The following is a 12,432-nucleotide window of genomic DNA, read 5'->3' as shown; positions in this document are numbered from 1 at the left end:
GCCGCCTATGTTCCTCCTCAAGATCGCGTACGCCGCCGAGCGCGTGCGCCTACGAGGGAGATCGCATGAACAGGTCCCGCACCCTGGGCACCGTCCTGGCCACCGCCGTGCTGACGGCCGGCGCGCTCGTCGGGTCCGGCTCCGCCGCGTCCGCCACGGTGCAGCCGGCCTACCACCTCAAGAACGCCTACGGCGGGAAGTGCGTCGCCCTGCAGGGCTCCGCGAACAACACCATTCCGTTCGCGTGGGACTGCCTCGACTACCCCGACCAGTTCTGGATATTCGACGACTCGAACGCCCCCACCCCCGGCGTCTTCCAGCTGAAGAGCGCCAACAGCGGCAAGTGCCTGATCGTGCGCGGCTCCGACAACGGGACCGTCCCCGAGCAGTACGAGTGCCTGAACTTCGCCGACCAGTTCTGGCAGAAGGTCATGACCGACGACCCCGACGTCTTCAAGCTGAAGAACTTCAACAGCGGCAAGTGCCTGACCCTGCAGGGCTTCGAGAACGACAAGAACCCGTTCCAGTACGACTGCGAGGACTACGCGGACCAGAGGTGGTACATCCGTTAGGGCCGGTGGGTCCTAGCGGACCGTGCGCAGCGCTCTCACCAGGGCCTGGGCGCGCGGGTCGGCCGTGACCGTCTTGCGCATCCCGTTGGTGACATAGCCGAAGGCGATCCCTGACTCGGGGTCGGCGAAGCCGAGCGAGCCGCCCCGGCCCGGGTGGCCGAAGGAGCCCGGGGCGAGCAGCGGCGAGGCGGGGCCGTGCAGCATGTATCCGAGGCCGAAGCGGGTGCCGACCAGCAGCACGCGGTCGGTGCCCGCCGACTCCTCCGTGCGGGCCAGGGCCAGCGTCGCCGGGGCGAAGAGCCGCGCGGCGCCGTCGACCGGGCCCAGCGTCGCCGCGTAGAAGCGGGCGAGCGAGCGGGCGGTGGCGACGCCGGCCGAGCCGGGCAGCTCGGCCGCCCGGTACACCGGGTCGTTCTCGTCGGGCGCCGGCTCGATCACCCCGAAGGCCCGCCGGGTCAGCGACTCCGGGTCCTGGTACGCCTCGGAGACCGCGCGCTTGGGGCGCAGCCGAAGGGCGCCGCCGTCGGCGGGCTCCCGCTCCTCCACCGGGCCGAGGCGCCCGACCCGGTGGGCCTCGGCGTCCGGCAGCCCGATCCACAGGTCCAGGCCGAGCGGGGCGGCTATCTCCTCGGCCACCCAGCGGCCGATCGTGCGCCCGGTGACCCGGTGGACCAGGCCGGAGAGCAGCCAGCTGAAGGTGTGCGCGTGGTAGCCGTGAGCCGTCCCCGGCTCCCAGACGGGCGCCTGGGCCGCGATGGCGGCGGTGGCCGTCGGCAGGTCGACCGCCTCGGCCAGGGTCAGCGGGCGGTCCAGGACCGGCACCCCCGCGCGGTGCGCGAGGAGCCCGCGCACGGTCACCCGGTCCTTGCCCGCGGCCTTGAACTCGGGCCAGTACGTGCCGACCGGGGCGTCCAGGTCGAGCAGCCCGCGCTGGTGCAGCAGCAGCGGCACGGCGGCGGCGACGCCCTTGGTCGCGGAGCGGACGACCTGGGCGGTGTCCTCCGCCCAAGGGGCGCCGCCGTCGACGTCCTTGGTGCCCGCCCACAGGTCGACGACCTTCACGCCGTCCCGGTAGACGGCCACGGCCGCGCCCCGCTCGCCGCGCTGCTCGACGTTGCGCAGGAACGCGTCCCCGACCGGCTCGAAACCGGCCTCCACCGTGCCCCTGACGTCCACCTGGCCCACGCTCCCTCGTCCCCGCTCGTCGTTCGCTCCCCCACGGCCCTCCATGGTGCAACGTGGGCGGCGACCGGCCGATTCCGGGGGTCGGGGCCGTCGGGATGCGCTCAGGCCACCGAGCTCGGCACGAAGCCGTACGGGAGTTCCAGCCGGTGCCGGGCCATGAGCTCCTCGTCGGCGAGGATGCCGGCGGTCCGCCCGTCGGCCGCGATGACGCCCTCGCTGAGGATCACCGCGCGCGGGCAGAGCTCCAGGGCGTACGGCAGGTCGTGGGTGACCATGAGGACGGTGACGTCCAGGGCACGCAGGATGTCGGCGAGCTCGCGGCGCGAGGCCGGGTCCAGGTTGGACGAGGGCTCGTCGAGGACCAGGATCTCCGGCTCCATCGCGAGGACGGTCGCGACGGCGACCCGGCGGCGCTGCCCGAAGGACAGGTGGTGCGGCGGCCGGTCGGCGAACTCCGCCATGCCGACCCGCTCCAGGGCCCGGTGGACCACCGCCTCCAGCTCCGCGCCCCGCACGCCCGCCGCGGCCGGCCCGAAGGCCACGTCCTCGCGGACGGTCGGCATGAAGAGCTGGTCGTCGGGGTCCTGGAAGACGATGCCGACCCGGCGCCGGATCTCCGCGAGGTTCTTCTTGGCGACCGGCAGCCCGGCGACGGTCACGCCGCCCGCGCCGCCCGTGAGGATGCCGTTGAGGTGCAGGACCAGGGTGGTCTTGCCGGCGCCGTTGGGGCCGAGCAGGGCGACCCGCTCGCCGCGCCCGACGGTCAGGTCGACGCCGAACAGGGCCTGGTGGCCGTCGGGGTAGGCGTAGGCGAGGCCCCGGACGTCCAGGGACGGGGCGGCCGACGGGGAGGGTGTGGTCATAGCGTCCATCCGAGGAGGCAGATCAGGAGGGCGGCGAGCGGCAGCGCGGCGGCGTACCGCCACTGGGCGGGGGTCGCGGTGACCTCGTCGATGACCGGCATGGACCCGGTGTAGCCGCGGCTCACCATCGCGAGGTGGACGCGCTCGCCGCGCTCGTAGGAGCGGATGAAGAGGGCGCCGGCCGACTTGGCGAGGACGCCCCAGTGGCGGACGCCCCGGGCCTCGAAACCGCGCGAGCGGCGGGCGATCGACATCCGGCGCATCTCGTCGGTGATGACGTCCCCGTAGCGGATCATGAACGAGGCGATCTGGACGAGCAGCGGGGGCAGCCGGAGCCGCTGGAGGCCGAGGAGCAGGGCGCGCAGCTCGGTGGTGGCGGCGAGGAGCACGGAGGCGGCGACGCCCAGGGTGCCCTTGGCCAGCACGTTCCAGGCGCCCCACAGGCCGGGGACGGAGAGGGAGACGCCGAGGACGGTGGTCCGCTCGCCGGGCACCACGAAGGGCATCAGCACGGCGAAGGCCACGAACGGGACCTCGATGAGCAGCCGCTTCAGCACGAAGCCGCCCGGCACCCGGGCCCGCCAGGCGACCACGCCGAGCAGCGCCGCGTACCCGGCGAAGGCCCAGACCGCCTCGCGCGGCGTGGAGACGACCACGACGACGAAGGCGAAGACGGCCGCCAGCTTGGCGTGCGGGGGCAGCGCGTGGACCGGCGAGTCCGCCCGCCGGTAGAGCTTGTGGGCGTGCCCCGCGCCCATCAGGCGTCCGCGTCCGCGTGCCCGTCCGCGGGCACGGCCCTGCGGCGGCGGACGGCCCAGAAGGCGCCGCTGCCGACGGCGAGGGTCGCGCCCACGCCGATGACCCCGGCGAGACCGCCGGACAGGCGCGCGTCGGAGACGTCCTTGACTCCGTAGTCGGCGAGCGGCGAGTCGGCCGCGGCGTGCGGCTCCACCTTGCTGTCGATGCCCTTGTCGGCGGCGACCTTCTCCAGGCCGTCGGGGCTCGCGGAGGCGTAGAAGGAGACGAAGCCGGCCAGGACGAGGGCGGTGACCACGCCGCCGATCCAGAGGGGGCGCGAGGAGCGGGGCGCCGCCGGGGCGGGGGCGGGCGTGGCCTCGACGGGCGTGGCGTCGATGAGCTCGCCGCCCACGCGCAGCTTGAGCGGGGCGGTCAGGCCGCGCGCGCCGTGCACGAGGTCGGGGCGGACGGCGATGACCGCGCCGACGGTGAGCATGGTGATCACGGCCTCGCCGACGCCGATGAGGACGTGGACGCCGACCATCGCGGTCAGGACCTTGCCGATCGGTACGTCGGTGGTGCCGCCGATCGCGTAGATCGCCGTGAAGGCGGTGGCGGCGGCGGGCACGGAGACCAGGGCGGCGACGAAGGAGGCGACGGTCACCGAGCGGCGGGTGCGCGGCAGCGCGAGGACCAGGCCGCGGAAGAGCGCGTAGGACACGACGACGGTGACGACGCCCATGACGGTGATGTTCACGCCGAGCGCGGTGAGCCCGCCGTCGGCGAAGAGGACGCCCTGCATGAGCAGGACGATGGCTATGCAGAGGACGCCGGTGTAGGGGCCGACGAGGATCGCGGCGAGGGCGCCTCCGAGGAGGTGCCCGCTGGTCCCGGCCGCGACGGGGAAGTTGAGCATCTGCACGGCGAAGATGAAGGCGGCGACGAGGCCCGCGAGCGGGGCCGTCCGCTCTCCCCCGTGGCCTCCCCCGAGCTCCTTGCGGGCCCCGCGCAGGCTGATGGCGACGGCGCCGGCGGCGACGACTCCGGCGACGGCCGATACGGGGGCGTTGATGAATCCGTCAGGTACATGCACAACGGGCATCATAGGGCGCTCCTGCGAAGGGCTTGCAAGAGCGTAGAGAACACAAAAACGGGGCTCTCGCTCGGCACATGCGCCGGTACATATGCGACATTGGATGACAAACACGACGAGTGTGAGACCGTGAGGAGTCGTCCGATGACGCGCAGCCCGAACGCCCACGCCGTCGAGAGCCCTGCCGTCGAGAGCCCTGCCGTCGAGCGCGCCGCCTCCGGGAGCCCAGCCGTCGAGGGCCGGGCCTCCGAGGACCGCTCCGTCGAGGACCGCTCCGTCGAGGACCGGGCGCGGGGCCGGATCGTCACCGACGCCCCGCTCTCCCGGCCCGTCCCGGTCGACCTCCGCTACGACGCCGGCTTCTCCCCCGCCACCGTCCGCTTCGTCTTCCCCGGAGGCATCGAGTGGTCCTTCCCCCGCTCGCTCCTGGAGACCGGGCTGCGCGGGCCCGCCCGGCGCGGGGACATCGGGGTCTGGCCCTGCGGCCGGGTCCAGACGGTCGTCGAGTTCCACGGCGTCGACGGGGTGGCCGTGGTCCAGTTCGACACGACGGCCCTGATGCGCTTCCTCCGGCACACCTACGCCGCCACCGCGTCGGACTCGACGCGATGACGGCGTAGGGTCGCGTCGGCTCCCCGTCCCCACAGGTTCCGGCGCGGTCCGGGGCCCGCCGCCCGCTCAAGCGGCGGCCCCGGAGGTCAGGGGCAGGGGGTCAGACGGAGACCAGCTCCTTCTTCCCGTCGCCGGGCTCCCCGGCGTCGCCCTCGCCGTGCGCGTCCTTCGCGGCCAGGGCCTCGCCCTCGACGTCCACGTTGGGCAGCACCCGGCCGAGCCACTTCGGCAGCCACCAGGCCTTGTGGCCGAGCAGCGCCAGCACCGCCGGGACGATCGCCATGCGGACCACGAAGGCGTCGAAGAGGACGGCGACGGCGAGACCGAAGCCGATCATCTTGATCATCTGCTCGTCCATGCCGATGAAGCCGGAGAAGACCGCGATCATGATCACCGCGGCGGCGGTGACCACCCGGGCGCTGTGCTTGAAGCCGGCCACGATCGCCTCGCCGGGGCGCGCCCCGTGGACGTACGCCTCGCGCATCCGGGTGACGAGGAAGACCTCGTAGTCCATGGCCAGGCCGAAGACCACGCCCACCATGAAGATCGGCATCATCGACATGATCGGGCCGGTCTGCTCGACCCCGAACAGGCTGCCCAGCCAGCCCCACTGGAAGACCGCGACGACCGCGCCGAGGGCGGCGACCACGGAGAGCAGGAAGCCGAGGGCCGCCTTCAGCGGGACCAGGACCGAGCGGAAGACCACCATCAGAAGCAGGAAGGCGAGGCCGACGACCAGCGCCAGGTAGGGCAGCAGCGCGTCGTTCATCTTCTGCGAGAAGTCGATGTTCATCGCGGTGGCGCCGGTGACGAGCACGTCGTCGCCGGTGGCGCCGCGGATGTCGTGCACCAGCTCCTCGGTGTCGTGCGAGGACGGGCGGTCCTTCGGGATCACCGTGATCATCGCGGCGTCGCCGGCCTTGTTCGGGGTCGGCGGGGTGACCGCCACGACGCCGTCCAGGCCCTTGATGGTGTCCACGGTCTTGTCGGCGGTCGCCTTGTCGCCGTCGACGACGACGAGCAGCGGGCCGTTGAAGCCGGGCCCGAAGCCCTCGGAGAGCAGGTCGTAGGCGCGCCGCTCGGTCGTGGAGACGGCCTTGACGCCGTCGTCCGGCAGGCCCATCTCCAGGGAGGCGGCCGGGACGGCGATCGCGCCGAGGCCGAGGACACCGACCAGCAGGACGAACACGGGGCGGCGGATGACGAAGCGGGCCCAGCGGGTGCCGCCGTTGGCCTTCCCGCCCGAGGGGTCGGCGGAGACGGCGGCCCCGTCGGACGCCGCCGCGCCCTTGCGCTGCTTGCGGCCGAGGACCTTGTCGCCGGCGAAGCCCAGCAGGGCCGGGATGAGGGTGAGCGCGATCAGGACGGCGATCACGACCGTACCGGCGGCGGCGAAGCCCATCTTCGTCAGCATCGGGATGTTGACGACGGCCAGGCCGACCAGCGCGATGACCACGGTGAGGCCGGCGAAGACCATGGCGGAGCCGGCGGTGCCGACGGCGCGCCCGGCGGCCTCCTCCTTGCCCCGGCCCTCGGCGAGCTCCGCGCGGTAGCGGGAGACGATGAAGAGGGCGTAGTCGATGCCGACCGCGAGGCCGATCATCATCGCGAGGGTGGAGGTGGTGGAGCCGAGGTCCAGGACGTTGGCGAGCGCGGTGATCGTCGAGACGCCGATGCCGACGCCGATGATCGCGGTGAGCAGCGGCAGTCCGGCGGCGACCAGCGAGCCGAAGGTGATGACGAGGACGATGCCGGCGATGACCACGCCGACGACCTCGCCCGCGCCGGTCTCCGGGATGCTCTGGAGCGCGTCGCCGCCGATCTCGACGGTCAGGCCCTGGCCCTGCGCGGAGTGGCCGGCCTCCTTGAGCGCGTCACGGGTCGCGTCGGTCAGCTCCATGCCGCTGACCTTGTACGAGACGGAGACGTAGGCGATCCGGCCGTCCTGCGAGACGGCCTGCGCGGTGTACGGGTCGGTGACCCGGGCGACCTGGTCGGAGCTCGTCTTCAGCGCGGCGACGGTCTCCTCGACCTTCGCCTTGTTGGCCGGGGTCTTCATGGTCTGGCCGGCCGGGGCCTCGAAGACCACCCGGGCGGTGGCGCCGTCGGCGTTGCCGCCGGGGAAGCGCTCTTCGAGCAGGTCGAAGGCGCGCTGCGCCTCGGTGCCGGGGATCGAGAAGGAGCTGGAGGTCGCGGTGGGGGCGGTGGCGGCTCCGATGCCGGCGACGGCGAGGAGGGCCACCCAGAGCAGGGCGACGAGCCGTCGGCGCCGGAAGGCGGAACGGCCGAGCTTGTAGAGGAACGTGGCCACGGGGGCGTACTCCCGGTGTGAGTGGGACAGGGCATGGGGAGCCGGCCCGACGGCGTGAGCGGTGCGCAACGTCAGGAGGTGGGTACTGCGGTGTGGGTACTGCGAGGTGGTACTGCGGTGGGTGGTGCGGGGTACCGGCCGTGGGGAGGCCGGTGGGCGGGGTCGCTGTCGGTACGGGTGTCGGTCAGGCGCCGAGTGAGGGGAGCACGACGGCGTTGACGTAGGCGGTGAGGAAGGCGGCGTCGACCGGCCGGTCCTCGATGAGCGGCCGGGCGACGAACGCGCCGATCAGCATGTGGGGGATGAGCTTCAGCGCCGGGTTGTCGGCGGCGATCTCCCCCCTCCGCACGGCCCGCTGGAGCAGATCGTCGAGCCCGTTCATCTCGGGTTCGACGAGCAGCTCGCGCATGGCCTGGAGCAGATCGGGGTTGTCGTGGACGGCGTGGGCAAGACCCCGCATGAGCGCGGCGTCCTTCTCCAGCCGGCAGTCGTCGGTCCGCTCCAGCAGCACCTCGAAGTCACCGCGCAGGCTGCCGGTGTCGATCTCGCCGAGCTGGACCGGCTTGTCGTGCCGGAGCGCCATGACGACGAGCTGAGGCTTGCTCCCCCACTGGCGGTAGAGGGTGGCCTTGCTGGACCGGGTGCGGGCGGCGACGGCGTCCATGGTGAGGGCGTCGTAGCCGACCTCGCGCAGCAGATCGAGCACGGCCGTGTAGAGCTCGGACTCCCTTTCGGGGGTGAGCCTGCTGGCCATGACCGGCCTCCTGTCGAGCGAACGAAACGGTTTCGTACACCACGACGATATACCCGGGCCGACTGCGAAACGAAACGGTTTCGTACGTGTCCTGGGCCACACTCGGGCCACGCTCGGGGCGCACCCCGGACCGCCCCCGGGCCCCCGTCCGCCCCCGTCCGCCCCCCGTCCGGCTGTCGTCTCGGGCACACGTACGAGTTGCCGCACCCCCCGTGCGCGGAAAGCATGAGGAGGTGAGTGACGACCTCGCGTATCTCCGCTTCCCGCACCTCCACGGCGAGCTGCTGTGCTTCGTGACCGAGGACGACCTCTGGGTCGCCCCGCTCGTGCCCGGGGGCCACCGCCCCGGGCGGGCCTGGCGGATCACCGCCGACCGGACCAGGGTCGGCCCCCCGCGCTTCTCCCCCGACGGCCGCCACCTCGCCTACACGAGCTGGCGCAGCCTCGACCCCGAGATCCACCTCGCCCCCGTCGACGGCGGCCCGGCCCGGCGGCTCACCTACTGGGGCTCGACCGACACCCGGGTCTGCGGCTGGTCTCCGCCCGACGGCGACGGGCGCTCCGACATCCTCGCCGTCTCCTCCCACGGGCAGCCCTTCTCGTACTACTCCTGGGCCTACACCGTCCCCACCGACGGCACCCCCGGCGGCCGGATGCCCTGGGGCCCGGTCTCCGACATCGCCGTCGCCGACCTCGCCCTCGCCGACGACGCCGGACAGCGCCGCACCCTCCTCCTCACCGGCCGCCCGCCGCACGAGCCCGCCGCCTGGAAGCGCTACCGGGGCGGCGCCATGGGACGCCTCTGGCTGCACGGCGAACGCCTCCTGGAAGAGCTCGGCGGGCAGTTCGAGTCGCCGCTGATCGTCGCCGCGCCCGAGGCGGAGGGCGGGCACCGGATCGCCTTCCTCTCCGACCACGAGGGCATCGGCAACCTCTACTCCTGCCGCCCCGACGGCGGCGGACTGCGCCGTCACACCGACCACGACGCCTTCTACGCCCGGCACGCCTCCAGCGACGGGCGCCGGATCGTCTACCAGTGCGCGGGCGAGCTGTGGATCGTCGAGGACCTGGGCGCCGGGGGCCGGCCGCGCCGCCTCGACGTCCGGCTCGGCGGGCCCCGCACCGGCCGCCGCCCCTACCAGGTGCCCACCGCCCACCACGTGGACGCGCTCTCGGTCGACGAGACCGGACGGGCCAGCGCCGTCTCCGTGCGCGGCAGCCTCTACTGGCTGACCCACCGCGACGGCCCGGCCCGGACCATCGCGGACACCCCGGGCGTACGGGTCAGGCTGCCCGAGATGCTGGGCAGTGGTGGCCAGGTCGCCTACGTCACGGACGCGGAGGGCGAGGACGCCGTCGAGATCGCCTCCCTCCCGCGCGCCAGCGGCGATCGCGCACCGCGCCGGCTCGCGGCGGGGCGGCTGGGCCGGGTCGAGGAGATGACCGCCGCCCCCGACGGCGACCGCCTGGCGATCGCCTCCGACGACGGCCGCCTGCTCCTCCTCACGACGACGGACCCGGAGGAACCGACGGCGGGGGAACCGGCGACGGAGGAGGCCGAGGAGGCGGCGGAGGCCGAGGAGGCGGCGGAGGCGGACAGGAAAGAGGACAAGGAGGCGGCCAAGGAGAAGGCCGAGGAGGCGGACAGCGCGGCGGACGGCGTTGCGGGCGGGCGCGAAGACCCCGCCCCCGGCGACGTCACCGAGCTCATCCGTTCCGTCAACGGCCCCGTCCGCGACCTCGCGTTCTCCCCCGACGGGAGCTGGCTCACCTGGTCCCATCCGGGGATCGGGCGCTCGCTGCGCTCGATCAAGATGGCCCGGATCTCCGGGCCAGGCGCGCCCGTCATCGTGGACGTCACCAACGGGCGCTTCGAGGACGAGAACCCGGTCTTCACCAGCGACGGGCGCTACCTCGCCTTCCTCTCCTGGCGGGGCTTCGACCCGGTGTACGACGTGCACACCGGCGACCTGTCCTTCCCGCTGGGCTGCCGCCCCTACCTCGTACCGCTCAACTCGGCGACCCCGTCGCCCTTCGCGCTGCTGCCCGACGGGCGGCCCGCGGCGGGCGGCATGGACCCCGCCGACGAGGGAGCGGGCACCGGCGACGGCACGGTGACCGTCGAACTCGAAGGGCTCGCCGAGCGGGTGACGCCCTTCCCGGTCAGCGCCTCCAAGTACTCGGCGCTGTCCCCGGTCACCGGCGGCGGCCTGGTCTGGCTGCGCTGGCCGATCTCCGGCGCGCTCGGCGAGACCTTCGCCAACCCCTCGGACCCCTCGCCCCGCCCCACCCTGGAGCACTACAACATCACCAAGGCGCGCAAGGCCGAACTCGTCGACCACCTCGACTGGTTCGCGGTCAGCGGCGACGCCTCGCGGCTGGTCGTCGTCGACGAGGGCGAGCTGCGCGCCGTACCCGCCAACGAACCCGGCGACCTCGACTCCACCGTCTACCTGGACCTGCGCCGGATCGTGCACGAGGTGGACCCGGCGGCCGAGTGGCGGCAGGCCTTCGACGAGGCGGGCCGGATCGTGCGCGCCTACTTCTGGGAGCCGGGCCTGGGCGGGGTCGACTGGACGGCGGTACTCGACCAGTACCGGCCGCTCGTCGAACGCTGCGCCTCACCCGACGAGTTCGCCGACCTGCTCCGCGAGGTCTTCGGCGAACTCGGCACCTCCCACGCGTACGTCACCCCCGCCCGGCGCAACGAGGGCCCGCCGCACTACCAGCGCGCCCAGGGCCTGCTGGGCGCCAACCTGGTGTGCCGGGAGGACGGCTGGCTGGTCAAGCGGATCCTGCCGGGCGACTCCTCCGACTCCAAGGCCCGCTCCCCGCTGGCCGGCACCGGCATCCGCGAGGGCGCGGTCCTCACCCACGTCGACGGCCGCCCGGTCGACCCGGTCACCGGCCCCTACCCGCTGCTCTCCGGCACCGGCGGCACCACCGTCGAGCTGACGTTCCGGCCTACCGGGTCGCCGGGCCGCTCCCGCCGCGTCGCCGTCGTCCCGCTCGTCGACGAACGCCCGCTGCGCTACCAGGACTGGGTGGCCAAGCGGCGCGCGGTGGTGCGGGAGCTCAGCGGCGGGCGCTGCGGCTATCTGCACATCCCCGACATGGGCGGCTCCGGCTGGGCGCAGTTCAACCGCGACCTGCGCATGGAGGTCTCCCGGCCGGCCCTGATCGTGGACGTCCGGGGCAACGCCGGCGGGAACATCAGCGAGCTGGTGATAGAGAAGCTGACCCGCCGGATCCTCGGCTGGGACCTGACCCGCAACGCCCAGCCCGTCTCGTACGCCTCGAACGCGCCGCGCGGCCCCGTCGTCGCGCTCGCCGACGAGGCCACCTCCTCCGACGGCGACATGATCACCGCCGCGTTCAAGCTGCTCGGGCTCGGCCCCGTGGTCGGCCAGCGCACCTGGGGCGGCGTCGTCGGCATGACCGGGCGGCACCGGCTCGGCGACGGCACGCAGATCACCGTGCCGATGAACGCGGCCTGGTTCCCGGAGTACGGCTGGTCGATCGAGAACCACGGGGTGGAGCCGGACCTGGCGGTGCTGCGCACCCCGCTCGACTGGGCGGAGGGACGGTACGCGCAGCTCGACGACGCCGTGCACATCGCGCTCGCCCTGCTCGACGAGAAGCCCGCGGCGAACCCGCCGGGCTACGAGGACCTGCCGGACCGCTCCCGCCCGAAACTGCCGCCGAGGTCCAGCTCGTAGGCGATCCCCGGCTCGTCGGCGGGCTCGGCGGCCCCGGACCCGGCCCCCGCGCCACCAGGGCCCCCCGGCCCGACCGGCAGCCGCACGCCCCCCACCGCGCCGAAGCCGACCCGGGCCAGCACGGCCCGGGACGGCCCGTTGCCGAGGGTGGTCGCGGCGGTCAGCCGGCTCAGCCCGTACTCCTCGCGGGCCAGCCGGCACAGCTCCCGCACCGCACCGGTCGCGAGCCCGCGGCCGGTGGCCTTCTCGGCGAGCCGGTAGCCGAGTTCGGCGCTCCCGCCGGCCAGGTCCAGCAGGTTGAAGCGGCCCAGGATCTCGCCGTCGTCCCCGACGAGCACGTGGAAGACGATCCCGCCCTCCTCCTGCTCGTCGAGCAGCGCCCGGTGGCGGTCCTCGAAGGCGTCGAAGTACGCGTCGCCCCGGTCCGGCACGGAGGCGGCGAAGAAGGCCCTGTTCTCCCGCTCGAACGCGAGCAGGGCGGGCGCGTGGTCGGGTCGCAGTCGCTCAAGTACGGGCATGGGCGCCACCGTACGGAACGGGGCGCCCCGCCGCCCCGGGTTATGGCGGGGACGCGCGAAGGCGCAC

10 protein-coding genes are annotated in these 12,432 nt (G+C 73.6%); 3 read left to right on the top strand and 7 right to left on the bottom strand.

Features of this window, described 5'->3' with window-relative positions; genetic code table 11:
• Nucleotides 1–65 precede the first annotated feature (65 nt).
• Nucleotides 66–572, top strand: a complete 507-nt coding sequence (locus ACZ6J5_RS20095) for an RICIN domain-containing protein (RefSeq protein WP_469393297.1) — start codon at nt 66–68, stop codon at nt 570–572.
• Between the two features lie 12 nt (nt 573–584).
• Here ACZ6J5_RS20095 and ACZ6J5_RS20090 read toward each other — a convergent pair whose 3' ends face one another.
• From ACZ6J5_RS20090 to ACZ6J5_RS20075, 4 genes are read right to left on the bottom strand one after another with little or no spacing between them, the layout of a single operon-like run.
• Complete coding sequence (locus tag ACZ6J5_RS20090; protein WP_469393295.1) at nt 585–1,802, bottom strand: serine hydrolase domain-containing protein; 1,218 nt, start codon at nt 1,800–1,802, stop codon at nt 585–587.
• Nucleotides 1,803–1,858: 56 nt separating this feature from the next.
• Nucleotides 1,859–2,620 carry an energy-coupling factor ABC transporter ATP-binding protein gene (locus ACZ6J5_RS20085; protein WP_469393293.1) on the bottom strand — a complete coding sequence of 254 codons (762 nt, stop codon included), beginning with the start codon at nt 2,618–2,620 and terminating at the stop codon, nt 1,859–1,861.
• Nucleotides 2,617–3,378 carry a cobalt ECF transporter T component CbiQ gene (gene cbiQ / locus ACZ6J5_RS20080; protein WP_469393291.1) on the bottom strand — a complete coding sequence of 254 codons (762 nt, stop codon included), beginning with the start codon at nt 3,376–3,378 and terminating at the stop codon, nt 2,617–2,619. The genes ACZ6J5_RS20085 and cbiQ overlap by 4 nt, the downstream gene beginning before the upstream one ends.
• A complete protein-coding gene (locus ACZ6J5_RS20075; RefSeq protein WP_469393289.1) occupies nt 3,378–4,451 on the bottom strand; it encodes an energy-coupling factor ABC transporter permease in 1,074 nt (357 codons plus the stop codon). Before ACZ6J5_RS20075 ends, cbiQ begins: the two co-directional genes overlap by 1 nt.
• A gap of 300 nt (nt 4,452–4,751) precedes the next feature.
• Between ACZ6J5_RS20075 and ACZ6J5_RS20070 the strand changes: the two genes are divergently transcribed.
• Nucleotides 4,752–5,063 (top strand): SsgA family sporulation/cell division regulator, encoded by a 312-nt coding sequence (locus ACZ6J5_RS20070; RefSeq protein ID WP_469393585.1) that lies wholly within the window; start codon nt 4,752–4,754, stop codon nt 5,061–5,063.
• A gap of 100 nt (nt 5,064–5,163) precedes the next feature.
• Here the strand turns inward: ACZ6J5_RS20070 and ACZ6J5_RS20065 are convergent, their stop codons facing one another.
• Together ACZ6J5_RS20065 and ACZ6J5_RS20060 are read right to left on the bottom strand one after the other, a co-directional pair.
• Nucleotides 5,164–7,374: an MMPL family transporter gene (locus ACZ6J5_RS20065; protein WP_469393287.1), complete on the bottom strand. Its 2,211-nt coding sequence runs from the start codon at nt 7,372–7,374 to the stop codon at nt 5,164–5,166.
• Between the two features lie 184 nt (nt 7,375–7,558).
• Complete coding sequence (locus tag ACZ6J5_RS20060; RefSeq protein ID WP_469393285.1) at nt 7,559–8,128, bottom strand: TetR/AcrR family transcriptional regulator; 570 nt, start codon at nt 8,126–8,128, stop codon at nt 7,559–7,561.
• A gap of 233 nt (nt 8,129–8,361) precedes the next feature.
• Here ACZ6J5_RS20060 and ACZ6J5_RS20055 point away from each other — a divergent pair, with 233 nt between their 5' ends.
• Nucleotides 8,362–11,847 (top strand): S41 family peptidase, encoded by a 3,486-nt coding sequence (locus ACZ6J5_RS20055; RefSeq protein ID WP_469393283.1) that lies wholly within the window; start codon nt 8,362–8,364, stop codon nt 11,845–11,847.
• On the opposite strand, the gene ACZ6J5_RS20050 is transcribed toward ACZ6J5_RS20055, so the two are convergent.
• Entirely contained in the window at nt 11,790–12,365 is a 576-nt protein-coding gene (locus tag ACZ6J5_RS20050; protein WP_469393281.1) for a GNAT family N-acetyltransferase, read from the bottom strand. The genes ACZ6J5_RS20055 and ACZ6J5_RS20050 overlap by 58 nt on opposite strands.
• Between the last annotated feature and the right edge of the window lie 67 nt (nt 12,366–12,432).

It is taken from the genome of Streptomyces sp. NPDC042100 (assembly GCF_055582325.1).
The sequence above is the reverse complement of the archived record's forward strand: the minus strand, read 5'-3'. Positions and strand labels throughout refer to the sequence as shown.